The sequence below is a fragment of the Methyloradius palustris genome, assembly GCF_019703875.1.
In the GTDB taxonomy this organism is placed as follows: domain Bacteria; phylum Pseudomonadota; class Gammaproteobacteria; order Burkholderiales; family Methylophilaceae; genus Methyloradius; species Methyloradius palustris.
In genome coordinates this window covers 1,508,155-1,529,752 of the sequence record NZ_AP024110.1, presented here as the reverse complement: position 1 = coordinate 1,529,752, position 21,598 = coordinate 1,508,155, and the positions used below count along the sequence as shown (strand labels likewise).

The 21,598-nt window shown below is 45.7% G+C and carries 20 protein-coding genes; 10 read left to right on the top strand and 10 right to left on the bottom strand.

What is annotated here, in order from left to right; translation table 11 throughout:
* Positions 1-18: 18 nt before the first annotated feature.
* The 5 genes from ZMTM_RS07430 (at position 19) to miaA (ending at position 5,324) form a co-directional block, all read left to right on the top strand.
* On the top strand, positions 19-1,488 hold the full coding sequence (locus tag ZMTM_RS07430; protein WP_221763286.1) for an N-acetylmuramoyl-L-alanine amidase: 1,470 nt from the start codon (positions 19-21) through the stop codon (positions 1,486-1,488).
* A gap of 40 nt (positions 1,489-1,528) precedes the next feature.
* Positions 1,529-1,891 (top strand): putative quinol monooxygenase, encoded by a 363-nt coding sequence (locus ZMTM_RS07425; RefSeq protein WP_221763285.1) that lies wholly within the window; start codon positions 1,529-1,531, stop codon positions 1,889-1,891.
* Between the two features lie 195 nt (positions 1,892-2,086).
* Positions 2,087-3,925: a DNA mismatch repair endonuclease MutL gene (mutL, locus tag ZMTM_RS07420; RefSeq protein ID WP_221763284.1), complete on the top strand. Its 1,839-nt coding sequence runs from the start codon at positions 2,087-2,089 to the stop codon at positions 3,923-3,925.
* Between the two features lies 1 nt (position 3,926).
* Positions 3,927-4,376 (top strand): hypothetical protein, encoded by a 450-nt coding sequence (locus ZMTM_RS07415; RefSeq protein WP_221763283.1) that lies wholly within the window; start codon positions 3,927-3,929, stop codon positions 4,374-4,376.
* Positions 4,377-4,388: 12 nt separating this feature from the next.
* A complete protein-coding gene (gene miaA / locus ZMTM_RS07410; RefSeq protein WP_221763282.1) occupies positions 4,389-5,324 on the top strand; it encodes a tRNA (adenosine(37)-N6)-dimethylallyltransferase MiaA in 936 nt (311 codons plus the stop codon).
* Between the two features lie 140 nt (positions 5,325-5,464).
* On the opposite strand, the gene ZMTM_RS07405 is transcribed toward miaA, so the two are convergent.
* Together ZMTM_RS07405 and ZMTM_RS07400 are read right to left on the bottom strand one after the other, a co-directional pair.
* The gene (locus ZMTM_RS07405; RefSeq protein WP_221763281.1) at positions 5,465-5,791 is read right to left on the bottom strand and encodes a hypothetical protein; all 327 of its coding nucleotides are present in this window, start codon (positions 5,789-5,791) and stop codon (positions 5,465-5,467) included.
* A 20-nt stretch (positions 5,792-5,811) separates the two neighbouring features.
* A complete protein-coding gene (locus ZMTM_RS07400) occupies positions 5,812-6,156 on the bottom strand; it encodes a helix-turn-helix domain-containing protein (protein WP_221763280.1) in 345 nt (114 codons plus the stop codon).
* Between the two features lie 120 nt (positions 6,157-6,276).
* Here ZMTM_RS07400 and ZMTM_RS07395 point away from each other — a divergent pair, with 120 nt between their 5' ends.
* Positions 6,277-6,708, top strand: a complete 432-nt coding sequence (locus ZMTM_RS07395) for a hypothetical protein (protein WP_221763279.1) — start codon at positions 6,277-6,279, stop codon at positions 6,706-6,708.
* A 60-nt stretch (positions 6,709-6,768) separates the two neighbouring features.
* On the top strand, positions 6,769-7,170 hold the full coding sequence (locus ZMTM_RS07390) for a BlaI/MecI/CopY family transcriptional regulator (RefSeq protein ID WP_221763278.1): 402 nt from the start codon (positions 6,769-6,771) through the stop codon (positions 7,168-7,170).
* A 134-nt stretch (positions 7,171-7,304) separates the two neighbouring features.
* On the opposite strand, the gene ZMTM_RS07385 is transcribed toward ZMTM_RS07390, so the two are convergent.
* The 3 genes from ZMTM_RS07385 to dapC form a co-directional block, all read right to left on the bottom strand.
* On the bottom strand, positions 7,305-7,475 hold the full coding sequence (locus tag ZMTM_RS07385) for a hypothetical protein (protein ID WP_221763277.1): 171 nt from the start codon (positions 7,473-7,475) through the stop codon (positions 7,305-7,307).
* Positions 7,465-8,409 carry an IS1595 family transposase gene (locus ZMTM_RS07380; protein WP_221763276.1) on the bottom strand — a complete coding sequence of 315 codons (945 nt, stop codon included), beginning with the start codon at positions 8,407-8,409 and terminating at the stop codon, positions 7,465-7,467. The genes ZMTM_RS07385 and ZMTM_RS07380 overlap by 11 nt, the downstream gene beginning before the upstream one ends.
* 148 nt (positions 8,410-8,557) lie before the next feature.
* Positions 8,558-9,748 (bottom strand): succinyldiaminopimelate transaminase, encoded by a 1,191-nt coding sequence (dapC, locus tag ZMTM_RS07375; RefSeq protein ID WP_221765630.1) that lies wholly within the window; start codon positions 9,746-9,748, stop codon positions 8,558-8,560.
* A 114-nt stretch (positions 9,749-9,862) separates the two neighbouring features.
* Between dapC and ZMTM_RS07370 the strand changes: the two genes are divergently transcribed.
* A complete protein-coding gene (locus ZMTM_RS07370; protein WP_221763275.1) occupies positions 9,863-10,747 on the top strand; it encodes a DMT family transporter in 885 nt (294 codons plus the stop codon).
* A 46-nt stretch (positions 10,748-10,793) separates the two neighbouring features.
* Here the strand turns inward: ZMTM_RS07370 and ZMTM_RS07365 are convergent, their stop codons facing one another.
* Both ZMTM_RS07365 and ZMTM_RS07360 read right to left on the bottom strand, forming a co-directional pair.
* Entirely contained in the window at positions 10,794-11,138 is a 345-nt protein-coding gene (locus ZMTM_RS07365; protein WP_221763274.1) for a DUF805 domain-containing protein, read from the bottom strand.
* Between the two features lie 72 nt (positions 11,139-11,210).
* Positions 11,211-12,314 (bottom strand): PilT/PilU family type 4a pilus ATPase, encoded by a 1,104-nt coding sequence (locus ZMTM_RS07360; protein WP_221763273.1) that lies wholly within the window; start codon positions 12,312-12,314, stop codon positions 11,211-11,213.
* A gap of 271 nt (positions 12,315-12,585) precedes the next feature.
* Between ZMTM_RS07360 and ZMTM_RS07355 the strand changes: the two genes are divergently transcribed.
* Positions 12,586-14,991: an EAL domain-containing protein gene (locus ZMTM_RS07355; RefSeq protein ID WP_221763272.1), complete on the top strand. Its 2,406-nt coding sequence runs from the start codon at positions 12,586-12,588 to the stop codon at positions 14,989-14,991.
* A 3-nt stretch (positions 14,992-14,994) separates the two neighbouring features.
* On the opposite strand, the gene ZMTM_RS07350 is transcribed toward ZMTM_RS07355, so the two are convergent.
* Positions 14,995-17,106, bottom strand: coding sequence for an O-linked N-acetylglucosamine transferase, SPINDLY family protein (locus ZMTM_RS07350; protein WP_221763271.1), 2,112 nt, complete (start codon positions 17,104-17,106; stop codon positions 14,995-14,997).
* Between the two features lie 10 nt (positions 17,107-17,116).
* Positions 17,117-19,102, bottom strand: coding sequence for a bifunctional tRNA (5-methylaminomethyl-2-thiouridine)(34)-methyltransferase MnmD/FAD-dependent 5-carboxymethylaminomethyl-2-thiouridine(34) oxidoreductase MnmC (gene mnmC / locus ZMTM_RS07345; protein WP_221763270.1), 1,986 nt, complete (start codon positions 19,100-19,102; stop codon positions 17,117-17,119).
* An 88-nt stretch (positions 19,103-19,190) separates the two neighbouring features.
* On the opposite strand from mnmC, the gene ZMTM_RS07340 reads away from it, so the two are divergent.
* A complete protein-coding gene (locus tag ZMTM_RS07340) occupies positions 19,191-20,228 on the top strand; it encodes a sensor domain-containing diguanylate cyclase (protein WP_221763269.1) in 1,038 nt (345 codons plus the stop codon).
* Positions 20,229-20,245: 17 nt separating this feature from the next.
* On the opposite strand, the gene ZMTM_RS07335 is transcribed toward ZMTM_RS07340, so the two are convergent.
* Positions 20,246-21,568, bottom strand: a complete 1,323-nt coding sequence (locus tag ZMTM_RS07335; RefSeq protein WP_221763268.1) for an SAM-dependent methyltransferase — start codon at positions 21,566-21,568, stop codon at positions 20,246-20,248.
* Positions 21,569-21,598 lie beyond the last annotated feature (30 nt).

Below are 21,598 nucleotides of genomic sequence, written 5' to 3'. Positions count from 1 at the left end.
CAATGAATACTTTGGTACATGAATAGCGCTGGTTTACGAATCTTATTGATAACTGTGCTGCTTGGACTATTTTGCCAGGCAGCTCAAGCCGCCATCAGCATCACCGCCGCCCGCGTCTGGCCTGCTGAAGATTACACCCGTATCACGCTTGAATCCCCCAAACCAATAGATCAGAAAATGATCATGCTCAAGAATCCAGACCGCCTAGTGCTTGATCTGGATGATGTTGAACTTGGCCCAACCTTAAAAGCCTTGTCTGACAAAATACTCACAGATGACCCATACATAAAACAGGTACGCGTCGCCAATTTCAAGCCTGGCGTTGTCAGGTTGGTCATTGATCTTAAGTCAGAAATCAAGCCACAGATATTCTCACTGCAGCCTGCCGGTGATTACAAATACAGGCTGGTGCTGGATATTTACCCCGCGGTTGATCCATTGATGACGATGGTGCAGCAGCGTGAAAAACCAAGTGAGGCTGTGACTTTGCCTGATCTGCAAATGTCCAACAACGTCAATATAGAGCCTACCATTCCAGCGACTACTACTAACCAGCCAGCCACTTCGCCCTCTGAAATCTTGCCGCAAGTGGTTCTTAAACCTGACACAATCAAGCCTGATAATAAGGCCAATGAAAATAAAACAGGCGAAAATAAAGTAGCCGATAAGTCGCCAGATAATAAGGCAATCCCACCTAAAACTGTGGTTGCCGTACCAGATGCAATTGGTAATAACAGTCCGGCAGATAAGCCAGCACTCAATAAAAATAACATCCGACTAATCACCATTGCGATTGATGCTGGCCACGGTGGTGAAGACCCAGGTGCGCGCGGTGCGAATGGCTCATACGAGAAAAATATCACGTTAGCAGTGGCTAAAAAGCTCAAAGCCGCGATTGATGCCGAGCCTAATATGCGCGGTGTGTTAACCCGCGATGGCGATTATTTCATCCCATTACATGGTCGAGTAGTCAAGGCGCGCAAACTACAGTCTGATTTGTTTGTCTCAATACATGCAGACGCTTTTGTACGACCAGATGCAAAAGGTTCTTCAGTATTTGCCTTGTCTGAAAGTGGCGCTACCAGCGCATCTGCAAGATATTTGGCAAACAAGGAAAATGAGTCAGACTTGATTGGTGGCGTAAGTTTAGATAATAAAGACCCGTACTTAGCCCGTACGCTACTAGATTTATCCCAAACTGCCACCATTAATGATAGCTTGAAGCTAGGTAAAGCCGTACTGGGCAATATTGGCAAGATCAATTCACTGCACAAAGGCAGTGTGGAGCAAGCCGGTTTTGCTGTGTTGAAGTCCCCTGATATTCCATCTATCTTGGTTGAAACGGCTTTTATCAGTAACCCTGATGAAGAACGCAAGCTCAATGATGATGACTATCAGGAAAAGTTAGTAGGTTCGATTCTTGCTGGTATTAAAAAATATTTTGCGAGCAACCCACCCCTTGCAAAATCAAAACTCGTACAAGAGTGAGTAATCAATATTAATTTACAAAATTAATCAGGAGCATTTCATGAGTAAAGTAGCATTGTATGTCCGCCTCGAAGCCAAGCCAGAGAAGGCTAAAGAGCTTGAACAGTTTTTAAAATCCGCCGTATTTCTGCTCAAAGATGAGCCAGAAACCATCACTTGGTATGCCTTGAAATTTACTGAAACCACCTTTGGCATTTTTGATTCATTTAACCATGAAGATGGCCGCAAAGCCCATCTGGCAGGCAAAGTGGCTGAGGCCTTATTCGCCAAAGCTGATGAATTGCTGGCAGAAAAGCCTGTCGTTATCCCAGTAGAGTTGCTAGCGACCAAGTTTGGTGCAGATGCCGAAACCAGTAACTCAGGTGCCAAAAAATACAATCTGAGATTCGTTGACGGGCTGTAACTGGGCGTTATAAGCTGATTTATCCGTCATACTCGCGAAAGCGGGTATCCATGTATTTTATTAAAATAGATTCCCGCTTTCTCGGGAATGACGAAAATGCATAAATCAGTATTTCTCTAGCATTGATTGTTGTAACAACTATCAAGTCAGTGCAGGTAAAATGGCTTAACAGCCACTTTTACCTAGATTATTCGCATGCCCGCAATCCGTTTACTCCCCGATCAACTCATTAGCCAGATCGCCGCTGGCGAGGTCGTTGAGCGCCCAGCCTCCGCGCTCAAGGAGTTGCTAGAAAACAGCCTAGATGCTGGTAGCACTGACATTACTGTGACCTTGCTCAATGGCGGGGTCAAACAATTGCGCGTGGCGGATAACGGCACTGGTGTCGCTAAAGATGACCTCGCTCTCGCATTAACCCGCCATGCCACCAGTAAAATCGCTACGCTGGATGATCTCGAGGCCGTCGCCAGCCTAGGTTTTCGTGGCGAGGCACTGGCCAGTATTGCTTCTGTCTCCCGCACCCAAATCATCAGCCGCTATCAAGATGACCACCATGCATGGCGCATTGAGTCTGAAGGTAGCGCCATATCAGCAATCGAGCCTGCTGCACTAGGTATCGGCACAATAGTTGAAGTGCATGATTTGTATTTCAACACACCCGCCCGCCGTAAATTCCTCAAAACAGAAGGCACCGAGTTTGGCCATTGCGAAGAGGCATTCCGCCGCGTAGCGCTGTCACGGCCAGATGTGGCTTTCATGTTGCAGCATAATGGCAGGGCGCTCGCGCGTTTAAACATCGCAGATCCGCAAAAGCGTTTTGGCGAGATACTTGGCGCAGAGTTTTCTGCTGAATCATTCGCTCTAGATGAATCTGCCGCTGGCTTGCGCCTGTGGGGCATGGCCGCCAAGCCTACATTCTCGCGCAATGCGCGCGATACGCAATATGTGTATGTGAATGGCCGTTTCGTCCGCGATAAGCTGATTTCGCACGCTATTCGTCAGGCTTACCAAGATGTGTTGCATCATGACCGTCACCCAGCGTTTGTGCTGTTTCTCGAGCTGGATACCAGCCTGGTGGATGTCAATGTGCATCCATCTAAAACAGAAGTGCGTTTCAGGGATGGTCAGGCAGTACATCGCTTTGTTTTCCACGCGTTGCACAAGGCATTGGCAACGCCCACAGGCGCTTCAAACCTGGTCACAGCAAGTCAGGCGCCAACGAATCCATTTAGTCCAACCTTTGGCAATGCCGCCAGTTACCCCACGTTTCAGTCGCAGATTGACTTGCGTGCTAACGAAGCTCCCAATTTTTACCAAACGCTATTCGGCAATGCTGGCTTGCAAGGCAATAGCGCGCAAAATGCCAATGCTCTGGGAGGCAATATCCATGAGGCTCCCAGCGATGCTCCTTTTTCGCCAAATTACGATTCCCAGGATTTCCCGCTAGGCTTTGCCGTCGCCCAGATTCATGGCGTGTATGTGCTCGCGCAAAACAGTCTGGGCCTAGTCGTCGTTGATATGCACGCCGCACACGAGCGTATCATGTATGAAAAACTCAAGGCTGCGCTTGATACCAGCTTTGTACCCATGCAACCTCTGTTGCTGCCTGTTAGCTTCAATGCAGACAGGCTGGAAGTCGCTACAGTACAAGAGCAACAATCAAGCGAGCAGGGCAGCGGTTTAGCCCAACTAGGTTTTGATCTGGCAATTTTGTCACCCACTACGCTCGCGGTCCGCGCCGTCCCAGTGATGCTACAAGATGCTGACGCTGTAGCCCTCGCCCGTGACGTATTGAAAGATTTACGAGAATACGGTGCCAGCCGCGCACTCACCGAGCGCCGTAACGAAATGCTAGGCACCATGGCCTGCCACGCCGCCGTGCGCGCCAATCGCAACCTGACCATCCCCGAGATGAACGCGTTACTCCGTGACATGGAAGCCACCGAACGCTCAGGCCAATGCAATCATGGCCGCCCGACTTGGTTTCAAGTCAGCATGAGCGATTTGGACAAGATGTTTATGAGGGGTAAGTAACTTGGAAAAATATACATACACTTTAGATTTAGATGTCGATCAAATACCTTTTTATTCAAAATTAGAGATAGCTGAGCATCAACTTGAGCAAGCTGCAAGGCTATATCTTGATGAAGGTGATTATATTTCTGCTATTACTCTAGCTGGAGCCAGTGATGAGCTGATTCGTGAGCTCTTAAATAGGCAAGGTAAAAAAAGTGAATTAGATAACTATGCCGATACCGTATTGTTTATTGGTAAAACAATGGGCGAAAAGTGGGCTAAAAAAGAAATAATAGATGATGCTAATTATTACCGAAATCATTTAAAACACTTCAAAGATGGCGAGAGCATTTCAATTACAAGAGATTCAGCTAGCCAAATAATTGATCGGGTAGTTACAAACTTTCAGAGTCTTACTGGCAAACAAAATATAACAATAGATCGTTATATTGCATCTAGAGGATATTAACTCGCTTCTTGTATGAGTCAATTTAAACCAGCAATTTTTCTCATGGGCCCAACCGCCAGTGGCAAAACAGGCCTTGCTGTCGAGCTGTTACAACACTTGTCAATTGAACTCATCAGCGTTGATTCTGCACTGGTCTATAAAGGCATGGACATCGGTACAGCAAAGCCAGATGCAGCAACGCTGGCAAAAGCGCCGCATCATCTGATTGATCTCATCGATCCCACCGATACATACTCCGCAGCCCATTTCAGAAAAGACGCATTGGCATTGATGGCTGACATTACGTCACGCGGCAAGATACCACTTTTGGTGGGCGGTACCATGTTGTATTTCAATGCCTTGCAAAGTGGGTTGAGCCAATTGCCAGAAGCTAACCAAGAAGTGCGTCAGCGCCTTGATGAAGAGGCTTTAGCAATAGGCTGGCCTGCGATGCACGAGAAGTTGGCGCAAGTTGACCCAGAAACCGCCGCGCGTCTTAAAACGACTGATGCGCAGCGCATACAGCGCGCTCTGGAGGTGTTTGAGTTAAGCGGTAAGCCGATGTCGGCCTTGTATAAAGAGACTGAGCAGACGGCTTTGCCATATCGCCTGCTCAAGCTGGCGTTGGTGCCGAGTGATCGCGCTGTATTGCATCAGCGCATAGCAGACCGTTTTGACGCCATGCTGGCGCAGGGTTTTCTGGATGAAGTACAGCGATTGCGCAAACAATACCCAGACTTAAGCCATGAATCGCCAGCCATGCGTTGTGTGGGCTATCGCCAAGCGCTGGAGTTTCTGGATGGTAAGGTGGATAAGACTGAATTCAGGGAGAAGGGCATTGCCGCAACGCGCCAATTGGCCAAGCGTCAATTGACATGGTTGCGCGGTATGGATGATATTGTTGAGGTGGATTGCCTGAATCCAGCAATGAATGAAGTCGTATTAGATTCAATTAATAATTTTAGGTAATTATATACTTGACTGTACTGACTAATCAGTAAGTCGGTTAAAGAGAGTTTCACTAGCATTTTATAAATTCCTCATTGTTTTCTGTATATATGAGTTATCTATACTGAGGAATTTATAAAATGAAAAAAGATACCTACAATTTAATCAGTCTTGGACTGACCATCCTCGTCATGATGGTCACCCACCAGATAATTATCAATAACAGTGATATTAAGATTTTCTATGTTTACTTGATTGCCATTTATCACGGTATGCTCTTTAACTTCAGTCTTGAGTTTCTTGTTAAGCCATACCTTAAATAACTCTAAAGTCACTCCAGCGGCCACAATCACTATAAAAGTAACATATGGCGTTGGAATATCCGCTAAAGAATCCTTGGTTACAGCTTTTACAGTCAGTCCTTCTATATTCTGATTTTTAAGATCAGTGTAGAAATCCTTGATGGATGTTTTAATAGTTATCCTCATTAGTAACTCCCCTTACTAACTTAATTAGTTAACCTACTTGCTATAGTCTCTACTACTTCCACTATCATTTTCCTGTCTGCTTCAGACAAGTTACTAAGTAAGCCAGCAATGTATTCAGCTTGATCAGTTGACCTATGACTTGCTGCGTCTAGGAAGTCACTGACTTTACAATTAAAGATACTAGCCAGGTCATACAACTTAGTAACGCTAGGTATTATTTTTCCACGTTCAATACGTGATACTGCTTCATACCCAATGTTTAGCTTCTCTGCCAGTTGCCCCTGCGTCATTCCTAGCTTTTCTCTCTTAGTAGAAATTATCTGACCTATCTTTTTAGCTAAAGCAGCTTCTTCTAGTGTGTTCATTTACGTCTTCCAATCCCTTGGATAGTTGACTATTTGAGTGTTGACTAGAAGGACTTTTAAAGATGAAATACAACTAATATAGTTGTATTTACTTTAATTAAGTCTGGAAGGGTTACTAAGATGAAAATCCACTATGCGTTACTAACTTTATTACTAGCTAGTAACTATGTTTATGCCGAAGATTTGCAATACAACAGGGATGAGAACGTACAAGCTGAAATGCTAAATAGGGCAGATATTAAGGCTAGGTATTGTATGCATACTACTGCTGAAGCATTTCTAGCTAATGGAATGCGTGATCAGCAGAACATAGTAGATAACTTGGTTAAAGTATGTGGTGGACAAATGAAAGTTGTGTACGCACATTTCCAGTTACAAGGTGCAGAACTAGTAGATGATTACTTAGTAGCTATGGCTTACGATGAACTTAATAGCATTCCAGGTGTGAAGCTAGCTAGTAGTCAAACTAAGAAAACTACTAACCAAACGTATGCTGGTACTAATGGAGTTAATAGAAAGCCAATGGGTGATACTGATAAGATAGGTAATTAGTCTACTATCTAATAAAAATGGACTAGACATATACTAAATATTTAGTATAAAATAATTCTCATGGGTACTTCATCTTCAATTGAAAATCTGGAAAAGATTAAAGCAATTTATGAAAATAAACTGCGGCATATTCGTGAGCAGCTTAGAGACTTAAATGCTAAGTATGAAAAGGTGCTTATTGCAATCGAAGTGTTACAGGAAACAGATTCAGATAATCAATCTGAGCCTAAGCCAGCTAAGAAGACGCCAATCCGTGTTCATGTAATGAATATTTTTGACGATGGTTCAACTCTTACAGTATCAGATGTTTTTGATGATTTACCAGAAGAAGTGAATACAACCAAAGCAACAATTAATACCGTGCTGTCAGAATTAGTAAAAGCAGGAAAATTGCAGAAGCGTGGAGTTGGCCAGTATTACAAACCTGCACAACGTAAAAGGCTTATTAAAGACTGGCTATAAAAGGCGAAAGCCCCAAGTGACGCAATCACCTGAGGCTTTCTATTTCCAATCCAAGCAGCAAGCAAGAGAAAGGAGGTTAATATGTATCAATGCCCTGAGCAGGCGTATCAAAAGTTTCGCTTACTTATAATATTTTAGTCACCGCTTTTAGCGGGTAGAGGCAGCTTTTTAGTTGCCTCTTTTTTATTATACTTCTGTTTTTCGGTCAATTTCAAGGCCTCCTCAGAAACTACCGCTTTGGGAGTATTGGCTATTCGCCGTAAAGCCTCATTAAAATCAATCTGTAGTTCTTTTTTATTTTCCATACGATACCTCACTGCTGATCAAAGCTTTGTAAGTTAACCTACGCCCTACAGTAGCTTTCAATAATTCATTTACGCGCTGGCCTTCAGGTACGTTCTTCAAGTTCCAACGCCATGCAAACATATCCAAGTAACGCTTTATATGTTTCCTGCTAGTCTGATGGTACACGCCGATTATGGATCGTTTCAAGTGTCCAAATACACCTTCAATCGTATTGGTGTAGTTAATACCACTCACATATTCACCTACACCATGATTTACTAACGATCGATCATAGTTAGTATCCATCCAATTATACTGCTTACCTTCATCAGTATTCACTTTAGCAGTAGTACATACATTAGCTTCAACAATTGGCTTGATATGTTCAGTAGTAGCTGCCTTGATAGTATCAAACCTTAACTTACCTTCGCGTTCAACCATCCCCAGTACTACTACCTTGGAATTAGCAGAACCATAGCCCTGTGAACCTTTAGTACGCTTACTACGGTGTTTAAATCTTTCTTTGCCACCTACATATGTCTCATCAATTTCTACAGTGCCACTAAGCTTAGTAGGATAATCTACTGCTATTGCAGTACGGATACGGTGCAACATGTACCAGGCTGTTTTCTGAGTAACTTTAATATCTCTTGCTAACTGGCAACTGGAGATACCTTTCTTATGACTAGTTACTAGGTATATTGCCATGAACCATTTTTGCAGACTAATTTTACTATCTTCAAAAATAGTATCGTACCTAACGCTAAATCTTTCATTACATAATGGTTCAGCACATTTATGCGTCCCATTATTGAGTGTATAGACTTTAGTAGAACCACAATGGGGACAACTAACACCTGTAGGCCATCTTACTAACCTGAAGTGATTTACACATTTCTTTTCATCTGAAAATGTAGTAACTAAATCTAATAGAGAATCAAATTGCTGGAACATACTAACCACTATTGCGTGTTAAATAATAATGGTTAGTATTTTACTAGATGAGTGCTTTCTTGTACAGTCAAGTATATAATTACCTAATTTTATATAAAACAACCGATTGTGGTTAATATCTAATTAATTAGTTTAGATATTAATAGCGCTAATCCAGCACGTAATTATTAATACGCTTTGCCGCCTCGATACATTCCTCAAGCGGCGCGACGAGTGCCATGCGAATAAAATTCTTGCCTGGATTTGTGCCATGCGCATCGCGCGCCAGATAACTGCCAGGTAGCACGGTGATGTTTAAATCACGGTAGAGTTTAATGGCATATTCCCTGTCTGAAATCGGTGTTCTTGCCCACAGGTAAAACGCGGCATCTGGCCTCTGCACATTGAGCACATCTTGCAGCATGGGCAATACGCGCTGAAATTTCTCGGCATATAGCCTGCGATTTTCTACTACATGCGCTTCATCATTCCACGCTGCAATGCTGGCATGTTGAATCGCTGGGCTCATCGCGCAGCCATGATAGGTGCGGTAAATGAGGAATTTCTCCAGTATCTTGCTATCGCCCGCTACAAAGCCTGAGCGCATGCCTGGAACGTTTGAGCGCTTGGAAAGTGAACTGAACACTACCAGCCGTGTGAAGTCGCGACCCAGCATGCGTGCGGCTTGCAGTGCGCCTAGTGGCGGCAGCTTTTCTTCAAAATAGATTTCTGAGTAGCACTCGTCTGCTGCAATGGTGAAGCCATATTGGTCAGATAGCGTGAATAGCTCTTTCCATTGTTCCAAGCTCATGACCTTGCCAGACGGATTGCCTGGCGAACAGACATAGACCAGTTGAGTACGCAGCCAGATGCTTTCTGGCACGCTGGCAAAATCCATTGCATGGTTATTTTCAGGCAATGTGTTAAGGAAATAAGGCTCAGCACCTGCTAGAAAAGCTGCACCTTCATAAATCTGGTAGAACGGGTTGGGGCAAATCACAATCGGTGTTTGCGGGCAAGTTGGGTTGATCAACGCCTGTGCAAAAGCAAACAAGGCTTCACGACTACCATTGACGGGAATGATGGCTTTTTCAGCATCTGGGGCATGTATTTGGTAGCGCCGTGCAATCCAGGCTGCGATGGTCTGCCTTAACTCAGGAATGCCTGCGGTTGTAGGGTAAGTTGATAAGCCAGATAAGTGGTCAACTAGCGCATTTTTAATGAGTGACGGTGTCTCATGCTTAGGCTCGCCAATTGAGAGATTAATGGGCTTCAACTGCTGATTTGGCGTGATGCCATGAAACAGATCGCGCAAGCGCTGGAAGGGGTAGGGCTGTAGCTTATCTAGGTTCTCGTTCATGCCTGAATTATAAATCAAGCCATGGCAATCAACCAATGTCAGCAAGCCTTTATTCAAGCCAATTTTTAGCCTTTGTGATATAACGATGCACGTTTTGAGTGCCCATTGAGAAAGATGATTGTTGTGAAGAGTAACAAGCAAGGAATAGCCATTTTTGGCCTGCTTTTTGGCGCGATTTGCTGGGGCATCATCTGGTATCCATACCGATTGATGCAAGAGGCTGGGGTCTCGGGTGTCGCATCAAGTTTTTATACTTACTTGATTGCAGTAGCGATTGGCTGTGTGATTTTCGCGCGTCAATGGCCGTATGTCTTCAAGCAACCAAAAATCATTCTGCTATTGGCGGTTGTTGCTGGCTGGACCAATCTCAGCTACGTGTTGGCCGTGATTGATGGCGAGGTGATGCGGGTGATGTTGTTGTTCTATCTATCACCTTTATGGACTTTGATTCTCGCGCATTTTTGGCTTAAAGAACGTGCCGATATTAAGGCAGTTACGGTGATTGCCGTTTCACTGACTGGCGCATTCATCATGCTCTGGCAGCCTGGCGCATTGCCTTTGCCCAATAACACTGCGGAATGGATGGCGCTGTCATCTGGTATAGGCTTTGCGCTGACCAATGTCATTACGCGTAAATCTACCAATTTGAGTATTCCTGCAAAATCAATGGCGGTGTGGCTGGGCGTGATTTTTATGGCGCTGGCATTTATGCCGTTTCAACCATTATCTTTTCCGAGCCCTGGATTCTTTAGCCTGCTGAATTGGCTTGTAATGATATGTATTGCACTGCTATTGATGGCAGCTACCTTGCTTGTGCAATATGGCATTACGCACATCCCTGTGACTCGGGCATCGGTGATATTCCTGTTTGAGTTAGTGGTGGCGGCGATTGCTTCGTATTATCTAGCTGGCGAGAAGATGGCGGTACATGAATGGATAGGCGGAGGATTTATTGTGGCAGCGGCTTTGTATGCAGCCAGATTAGAGAATGCCAAATAAAAACGGGGCTTAGCGCCCCGTTTTTATTACCGCGTTTTTGCTAATGCTAGCTGTAATCAATAATCGGCGGTTCGCCGTATTGATTGTCAGTGGTTTCGCCTTCCAGCACTAAAAATACAATGACGATAATCACGCCTATTATTGGGAGTATGTACAGCAACTGCCACCAACCAGTGCGATTAGTATCGTGTAATCGCCTTGCCCCAGCAGCGATAGATGGCAAAAATACGGCTAGACCGAATATCATGCCTACTATTGGACTGACCCTCGATAGTGCTAGATTGACTAAACAAGTAAATAAGATAAACCACCAAATCTCAGAACGTGATGCACGCCCTGTAAAGTCAGCGTATTTGCCAAAACAAGTCTTGATTGATTCCCCGAATGTCATTTTAAAGCCCCCTTATTGATATTGTTGAAAACCGCGATACTTCTGCTACTTACCTCCAAGTGCTACTGACTTCTATGCACCGAAGCCACCACCTTTTGCCCCTTCTGCAGCAAACCTCATTTTGAGTGATAGATCATTACGTGAATCAGCGGCAGCCAGCGCACTTTCTTCAGTGATCTTACCGTTGCTGAATAACCTGAACAGCGACTGGTCAAACGTACACATGCCAATGTCATTGCTGTCTGCCATTACTTCTTTGATTTCATCTAATTTTTGTTTGAGTATTAATTCTGAAATGTAAGGGGTGTTGATCAGCACTTCAACCGCCGCCGCGCGTTTTGGGTGTATGCCCACGACCAGCCTTTGCGATACGACCGAGATGAGGTTCATAGACAAGCCCAGCAATAAACCTGCTTTACCTTCAGGCGGGAAGAACGAAATGATGCGTTCAATCGCCTGGTTGGCATTGTTGGCGTGCAATGTGGCAAGGCATAAATGCCCCGTTTCCGAGTATGTCATTGCATGTTTCATGCTCTCCATATCACGGATTTCTCCAATCAGAATCACATCAGGTGATTGGCGCATGGCATTCTTCAGGCCATTATCAAAAGAGTGAGTGTCGATACCGATTTCACGTTGATCCACGATAGATTTTTTATGTTTGTGGATGAACTCAATCGGGTCCTCAAGCGTAAGAATATGCCCTGTGGTCGTTTCGTTGCGATGATCAATCATCGAGGCGAGTGTGGTTGACTTACCCGACCCAGTAGAGCCTACCACCAGAATAAGCCCGCGCTGACGTGAAATTAAGTCTTTAAGAATATTGGGCAGGCCAAGTGTTTCAAAGGATGGAATGATGGCCTTGATACAGCGAATAACCATCGCCACATCACCACGCTGGCGGAAGATATTCACGCGAAAGCGCGCTTCATCAATATCAGCCACGCTGTAGGCAAAATTCATTTCTAGCGTGGTTTCAAACTCCTGTATTTGTGCAGGGCTCATCAGCGCATAGGCGATTTCCTTAACCATGCCAGCGCTCATCACTTGGTTATTGACTGCGAGTGTTTTACCCTCAATATCAATGTGGATGGCAGCGCCTGTACTAAAAAACAGGTCAGAACCATTTTTCTCCACCATAAATTTGAGTACGGGGGTGATGTCTATCGCAGCCATATTTTTATTCCCTGATTATTTATGCAAACTTTACCACAATCATTCACACAATGATGATTGAGTAAAATCAATCTCTTAATGATACAAATCAAGACTGAGGGCTTGTGAATATGCCTTGAAATAGTGCTCAGAATGGCTTGCCGTGGAAAGAGATTGCACTAAAATAATGCGCTACGTGTTTAATATGTTGTAATGATTAAGTTAGCAGCCATGGCATGAGCCTTGCATCATTTAATATAATACAAATAAAGCACTATAAATAAGGCCATTTATGAAGCTATACCTACATACCATTGACCAGACATCAGCCCTTGATGGACTGAATATCAAGTTTGCTCAAAACAATGAAAAATCTGTTTTCACTTTCGACTTTAATGACGAAAAATCACTCATTCAAACCTTAGATCAATTGTCGGGCGCATTGCCTGAACAGCTTTTGGCAGAATCTTTTGTCATGGTAGCGGCTGATGCTAGCGCAGCTGAGCCAGCTGCAATCATGGCTGGCATTATGCCATTCGGTACTTTTTATGCGCGTCGCAGGCATGCTTGGCTGTTAGACGACCTGCAATCGCATGTGAAAATGTTCTTCCAACCGATCGTCGATTTCACCCAGAATGGTAAAATATTTGGCTACGAGGCCTTATGCCGCATTGAAGACCCAGATGGCAACCTGCTGAATGGCGAAGAGTCATTTAAGTTAGCAGGCCAACTCAAGCGCAGTGAAGAACTTGATATTGCCTGCCAGCAATTAGCCTTGGCAGGTAAAGCAAAATCTATCGCGCCTGGCGTTCCTATTTTCATCAATGTATTGCCCCAGACCATCATGAATAAAGATTGGCTTGGCCCGATACTTGAGGCACTTTCCAAATATGGCATTGAAAAACGGGATGTCGTCATCGAAGTTGTAGAGAGCGAAAAGGTGTCACCTGAATTACTGGCACGCTTTTGTGATGCCATCCGTGCGCATGGCTTGCGTATTGCGCTTGATGATATGGGTTCTGGCTTTAATGGCTTACGTACCCTTGCCGCGGTGCGTGCTGATTTTATTAAGATCGATAGAACGATTGTGCATGAGGCCCAAGGCAGCAGGGTGCGTACAGTATTGCTTGAAGCCATTATCTCCATGGCGCAGCGTTTAGGCTGCACAGTCGTGGCAGAAGGCCTGGAGCGGGTTGAGGATATTAACTATTGCCAGGATTTAGGGCTGGTGTATGCGCAAGGTTATTATTTTGCCAAGCCACAAAGCAGGCCATCTTCCGCCGTTGCAGATCTACCTAAACGTGATGAATCGCATCGTTCGCATATTCCAGATGAGTTCCGTATTGCTGAATTTGTCACGCGCGGTTTGACCATTGAGGTCAACACGCCTGTGCATGTGGCACGAGAGATTTTCATCGAAAATACAGATACTGAAATTGCCGTGGTGCTCGATAATTTACGCCCAATCGGGCTGCTGCGCCGCGGCAAGGTGTTTTCGCAAAAACAGAGCTCTCTAGGCGCTTATTGTGAAGCGTTACCCAAAATGATTAACCAACGCACGCCATCGTCATTATTGGCACGCGGGCTGTATCTTGAGCGCGGCGATGCAGAACCCTGGATCATGGTGTCAGATGATGGTGTTTATATCGGTATCTTGCAGCCGCTGGAAATCATGGCTCAACTGATCAGCCGCAAAATGAGTACTGGTAGCCTGCATCCGCTGACACAACTCACTACTGGCCCAACATTAAGGCAGTCGCTCGATATCAGTATCCGTAATAATCCTGATACTGAGCTGGTTTATATCGACCTTGATCATTTCAAGGCTTACAACGATCGATATGGTTTCATTCGTGGTGATGCCATGATTCGCCTGCTATCTGAAATTGTCAGGCAAGAATTTCAAGGCGGTACGGGCATTCTGGTCGGCCACATCGGCGGCGATGATTTCGTGCTGATTCTTGACCATAGTGATCCAAAGCTTGAAGCCAGATTACTGGATGTGATTAACCATTTTCAAGATCTCGCCAGCCATTTGTATGATGCGGCCGATCTTGAGCGTGGATTCTTTACAACGGAAGATGGTCTTGAACACCCTGTTGCCAGTATTTCAATCGCAGTAGTCAATGGTAGCCAAGGCGGGCTTTCAAACAGCGTTGCCGCTGCTGAACGTGCTGCTTACCTGAAGAAAATAGGTAAATCGACGATAGGCAGTATTGTGGTGGTTGAGGCCGACACGCCAAAACTGGTATTGCCAGAGCAGGACATTCACTCCGACTGGCAAGCTCGTGCACTCGAGGCACTTAAGTCATTACTCAAATATCGTCGTTCAGAAGATGCGCACTGCATGGATAGCTGCTTTACCGACTACCCATTCTTTGAGGTAGTCTTCGAGCTCTATTCAAACGGCATACAGCGTTACCCAAACTGGATTAACCCGAATATGTACGGCAAGATCAAGGCCGGCGGTGCAGGCGTAGATCGCAGCGCACAGGCTTATTACAGTGCAGTTAATGAAAGCATGGAACCGTATATCTCCAGTATTTATCTTTCTACTGCTACTGAAGACTTTTGCTTAACGGTATCACTGCCAATCTTGAATCAGATGGGTGGTTTGGAATCAATCCTGGTGGCTGATATAAGTATCGCAGCGATGGCGATGTTGAGTAGCGCGATTCCTGGTAGTGGCAGGCAGTAAGTATTATTGCTGGCTGTAGTTTTGCCATATATCTTGATAAAGCTGTTCAATATCGCGCGTGAATTTCGCGGTATTGAACAGCCCTAATTCCCTGTTTTTTATCCCCAGTTTTTTCTTGATAACACCCAATTGATCAGGGTTGGTGGCTAGCATTAACGCTTTTTCTTCGTATTCATTCAGACTCTTAGTTACTAACTCTGTCAGATCAGCCGCATGCAGCAAGCTGCCAGCCACTCTAGAGGCAAAAGATTCGCCTACACAAGTCAATACTGGCAAGCCCATCCACAGCGCATCGCTGGCCGTAGTATGTGCATTGTAGGGCAGGGTATCCAAAAACAAATCCGCCAGTGAATGGCGTGCCAGATGTTGAGCCATAGGAATGCGTGGCGCAAACACTAGCCGTTCTGCTTTCACTCCACGCGCTGTTGCTTCGCGTTTCAAGTTGGCCTTGGCTAGCGGATTACATTCGAGCAACCACAGCACACTATCAGGCACTTTCTGTAGCAACCGCATCCACACATCAAATATCTCAGGCAAAATCTTGAAGCTCTGGTTAAAACAGCAGAATACAAAAGCATCTGCAGGTAGCCCAACTTGTTGGCGTGTAGGTGTTTGCGCGACAGGGCGTTTGCTATCATTTGCCTGGTAGCAACTCGGCAATAGAGCAAGTTTTTCAGCGTAGCTCGCGGATGCATTAGGTGGCGTAATAAAGCCATCGCTGATCAAGTAATCAAACAGCGGCACACCTGCCAAGCTACCCATGCTGCCAGGAAAGCCGAGCCAGCTGACGTTGATTGGGGCAGGGCGTAATGCTACAAGACTGGTGCGGCTGCTCTGGGTAAAGCCTGTAAGATCAATGAGGATATCAATCTGGTCTGCATGTATTTTTTCAGCTGCCGCTTGCTGTGAGAGTGTGCGGATATCTACAAAATGGTCGAAGGCTTTGATGAGGCGCTGGCGCTCAGCACTGTTGTCATTAACGCCGTAAGAATAGGCGAAGCTTTCAATAGCTTGCTTATCATGTAATTCAATCATTTCGCTAATGAGCGAGGCCAATGGGTGCAGGCGAAAGTCTGCTGAGAGGTAGCCTATACGTAGTTTGTCACCCGTATGGGTATGCTTGAAATTCAGTGACTCTTTGAGCTTAAGCATAGGTGTGAGGCGATTTGCAGCCCATTGATCAGCACATAACTTTTGCTCGCCTGGCGTGCTACCTGGCATGGAGAGAAAAGCAAATGGTGATATTTGCGCGGTAGGCTGGATGTTTACCCAGTGGCGAATTTGTTTGATGTCATCGTCCAGCCCTTGCCAGTCGCAGATGTGTTGCTTTTGATGCACTAGATGCACTTTGGCGTGGTATAGCGTTGGGTTAAGGCTGAATGCTGTCTGGTAACTCGCAATTGCGGCATCTAGTTGACCTAGTTCGCGCAATACGTTGCCCAAATTATTATGAATATCAGCATCATCGGGAGAGTGTTTCAGCGCTTTTCTATAGCTAGATTCAGCTTCTTTAGGTTTGCCCAACTCACGTTGTGCATTGCCTAAGTTGTAGTGCAGCGCGGCATCGCTCGGTTTTAGCTTGCAAGCCTCAAGGTAGCTAGCTTCAGCTTTTGCGTAGAGGCCAGCTAGTTGTTGTTGGATACCTGCTTTGCTAAGGGCATAGCATAGCGTTTCTCGGGTATCTGCATCTTGCGGGTAGTATTTTAATATGCGGCGATAGCATCCAATCGCCTCATCAAATCGATTGAGCGAGACATTCAGATTGCCTAAATTGGTGAGTAAGTCTGGATCATCTGGCGATATTTGCAACGCACGTTGATAACACTGAACGGCCTCGTCCAAGCGGCCAGCAGCGCGCAGTGCCAAGCCGTAATTATTCAGGTAGCCTGGATTATTCGGCACAAGTTGCAGAGCTGTCCCAATTTTCTCAACTGCTTCAATATGCCGTGCCGTTTGATGGCAAAGCACACCTAACAAGTGCAGCGTATCAGGATGTGTTGGTTGAGTATTAAGCAGCTCACGATACAAAACCTCAGCTTTGGCTAACTGGCCAGTCTGATGTAAACGTAGGGCATTTTGGTACTGTGCTTGAACACTTAATGGGGTTTGATTCATAGCCTATAGTTTAATGCAGAGGCGGGTATGCCGCCAAACCTTGCACCAACGCTTTCAGCCCCATTTTGCGCAAAAGAAAACGGTTAGGATCTAGGGCAGCCAATAGTTTTGAATCCACGGGAGCAGGTTCACCGCATATGCTAGCAGCAATCATTTCTGCGCAGATGGAAGCGTGAGTCAGGCCTTTAGAGCCGTGGCCTGCGTTGACATAAACACCTTCTAACCAGGGCAGGCTTGAGGCATTGACGTTGTATCTTGGCGGATGTTTTGTGAGGGCATCATGATCGAGTAATGGCCCTGCCATCGGCAAGTAGTCGATAGTTGCAGCGCGTAACGCAGCGCGGCCACTGATAGATAGTATTTCAGTCTGTGCATCTTGGTAGAACTGTGGTGCCATTTTCTTGAGCATGTTGAGATTGGCCAAATGATCTGTCTCGCGTACATCAAGCGCAATATCATTTGGGCTGAATGTTGCCCCGAGCGCATTTTGACCATTGGCGGAAGGGCTGACGTAGCCATCAGTACAAATGACCGTTTTGATGTCTTTTGCTCCAGCTTGATGGGGTAATAAAGAGATTTGGCCACGCACTGCCTGTAAGCTTAAGTTGGAGCTTATGCCGAATTGATCTGCCTCATTTGAATTGGCTAGAATCAATACAGGTGCTTCAGCTTCTAATTGCTCGCCATGTTGATTGCCAGACCATACTTGCCATCTACCATCTATTTTTTTAATTGCTTGAATGTCGCAATTTAAAACTTTGTGAATCAATTTGTTGTTAGTCAGTGCTTTGCATAAAGCCACAGGGTTTACCCAACCAGCTGCGGGGAAAAATAGCCCGGGTTGGGATAATGCAGTGCCAGCCAATTCACTTGCCTGTATATCATCAACATAACGTGCGATGGTTTCGGGCAGATTGCGGGCCGCTACGGCTAGACAGCGCTTGAGCTCCTGGGCATCGAATGCCAGTTGCAGCACACCACAAGCATTAAAGTCATTGGCGCTCAGATTTAGTGATTGTATTAACCTGATGGTATGCAGGTAGCCAGCTAATGCCAGCTTATGCATGGCCGTATCTTGCCCTGTGAGGCGTGGGTAGATGATGCCTACTGGGTTACCAGAAGCCTCTTGCGCTATCTCTGAATGTCGGTCTATCAAGATCACTTGCCAGCCGCGATTGGCCAATGCATAAGCGCTTGCAGCGCCAGCAATACCTGCACCGATCACGATTGCATGCTGTCCGCTTGCCTTCGGCCTGTTTGAGTTGCCAGAGTGATTCGGCATTACACCAGCCAGCATTTCACGTTTTCGGCCATAGCCCGAAATCTTGTTTACATTGAAACTAGCATCCAATAAGCCGCGCTTTACTATTCCTGCGCTGGTGAAAGTCGCAAACGTGCTGCTCTGTGCGGATAGCCGCGCCATCTGCTCAAATATAACGGGTTGCCACATCTCTGGGTTTTTAGCAGGCGCAAAGCCATCAAGAAACCAGGCATCTACCTTGGCTTTAACTAAAGGCAGGGTATCCGCGATATCCCCGATGATTAAAGTCAGCGTGACGCGGCCATTATCAAATATCAGCCTGTGCCAGCCCGGCGTTATCCATTGGTATTGTTGGCATAACTCCTTGCTCAATGTCTGTAGTTGCGGCCAGAGGGCTAGCGCTTTTTTCAGGTCTGGTAAGGCGATGGGATATTTTTCAAAGCTAATGAAATACAGACTTGCCCCTGCTGGCGCAATCTCATTCCATAGCTGCCAGGCACACAAAAAATTAAGTCCTGTGCCAAACCCTGTTTCAGCAATGGTAAATACTTCGTCATTTAATCTTGGCCAGCGCTCCTGCAAATGGTTCTGCGTGAGAAATACATAACGGCTCTCATCCAGCCCGCTGTCGCTGGAAAAATAGACATCGCCATACCGACCAGAAAAAGGCTGCTGCTCTTTCCATTCCAATTGAGGATCATTGGCTTGTAAAATGTCCGCGGATTTGCTGTTCATGGTGCTTTCAGGATGCTTGCTTAAGGCCAAAAGTCTTGCGCGGCATGGTATATTAACCAATTAACATTCGATTTAAAGAATCTTTTTTATGACGAAAGCGCCTATCCCTGCAAACGAGGCTGAACGTCTTGCCTCTATCAAAAAAATGCAGATTCTATATACCCCAGCAGAAGAGGTATTTGACCGCATAGCCCGCCTGACACAAAAGATATTTAATGTACCCGTTGTATTCATCTCTATCGTCGCGGATGACTATGAATGGTTTAAATCGCAAGTAGGGTTAGACATTAACTCAGGGCCTCGCGATGTATCAATCTGTGGCCACATTGTATTCACTGGCGAAATGATGGTGGTAGAAGACGCACAAACAGATGAGCGTTTTTTCGATAACGCTTATGTGTGTGAGCAGATGAATATTCGCTTCTATGCAGGCCGCCCATTGCGGAATACAGAAGATCATATCGTTGGCACGCTTTGTATTGTGGACCACGAACCGCGTACTTTCACCGAAGATGACAGGCAAACGCTGGATGCGATTGGTTACTGGATAGAATCAGTATTCGCCACCCGTGGTTTAAGTACGGCCATGCGTAACCTGCTGCTTGAGTTAGATGAAGTACGCCGTAACAGCATGATGGATTCGTTGCTCAATATCTGGAATCGCGGGGCGATTGAAGATATTTTGAAGCGCGAAGCTGACTTAGGTCTTCGCCAGAAAACGCAGATTTCCATCTTGATGATTGATATCGACTTCTTCAAGAAAATCAATGATGTGCATGGCCACCCTGTGGGCGATGCTGCTCTGCTTTCAGTCGTTAAAGCCTTGCGCAATCAATTGCGATCCTATGATTCTGTTGGCCGATATGGTGGCGAAGAGTTCCTGGCTATCTTGCCGAACACCTCACAGAAGGATGCCGTAAAACTAGCGGAACGATTACGTATAGCGGTGAGTAAAGCCAGTATCAAATCTGGCGACGAGGACGTTCAATGTACGATCAGCTTGGGTTTGGCGAGCGCAGATTTTTCAACTGAGACGGTGGATATTAACCAACTCGTAGTAAATGCTGATAACGCGCTGTTACAGGCGAAAGAGGCAGGGCGTAACAGGGTTGAAATCGCCGCTTAGCAACTCTCAGCCCAGCGTTACTGAACTAGGTGGCTAAGCTGGTTCAGCAATGCTGACCTTCTGTTGTTGGGTTTCACTAGCAACATATGCACATCGCCTAGCGCGCGTTCCTCAAAACCGCCTTCGCAATAGCATAGATAGAATTCCCACATCTTGATGAATTCCTCTGAATAACCTAGCTTGCGGATACCATCAATATTCTTGAAAAAATTAATGCGCCACTCTGCCAAAGTACGGGCATAGTGCGGGCCAATATTTTCCAGATTGAACAGGCGCAAGTCAGAAGCGCGGGTAATGCTGTCTTGCAGCGCAGTCACCGATGGTATGCAACTGCCAGGGAAAATATAGCGCTGGATAAAATCCACTGAACTCTTGGCGGCTTCGTAACGCTGATCTGCAATCGTAATCGCCTGTAGCAACATCATGCCCTCTGGCTTTAAAAGTCGGGCGCAACTGGCGAAGTAAGTATCGTAGAACTGGTGACCCACAGCCTCGATCATTTCTATTGAAACCAGTTTATCAAATTGTCCTTGCAAGTCTCTGTAATCGCTTAATAAAATAGTTATTTTATCGCTTAATCCAGCGGCTTTTACGCGCTCAATGGCTAGATCGAACTGGGCTTTTGATATGGTGGTCGTGGTGATTTGGCACCCATAATGCGTGGCAGCATAAATGGCAAACCCGCCCCAGCCAGTGCCGATTTCAAGCAAATGATCATTCGGCGATAATTGCAGTTTCTGGCAGATGCGCTCTAGTTTGCTTTTGGAAGCTTGTTCCAACGTCATGTCTGCATGGTCAAAAATGGCGGAGGAATACATCATGGTGGGGTCGAGAAACAACTGAAACATGTCATTACCAAGATCATAATGCGCCGCGATATTACGACGGCTACCATCTTCGGTATTGCGGTTCATCCAATGCAAACCCTTTAGTATTGGCTTCGCCAGCCAGGCTAGGCCACCTTCAAGGGTATCCATCATTTGCTGGTTGAGCACCATCAGGCGTATCAGGTCGGTCAGGTTGTTGGTCGTCCAATAGCCCAGCATATAGGCTTCACCTGCGCCAATTGAGCCGCCGAAGGCAATCTCTCCATAAAAGTGCGCATCATGCACATTGATCGTCACACTCAAGCCACCATCTTTGCCGAACTCATGTCTTTGCTCATCTTCAACGATGGTCAGTTTGCCGACCGCTAGAGACTGCAGCCGTGTCAGCACAAGATTGCGTGCGATATTTTGCAACCAGCCTGATCGCTGTTTCCGTTTGAGATTTTTAAGCGTGGGCGGGGTATCTAATTGATAGTTTTGGTTGTAAGCATTGCTGGTTTGACTGTTTTTCATGGGAACTCCTGTATTTCTTAAAATATGTGC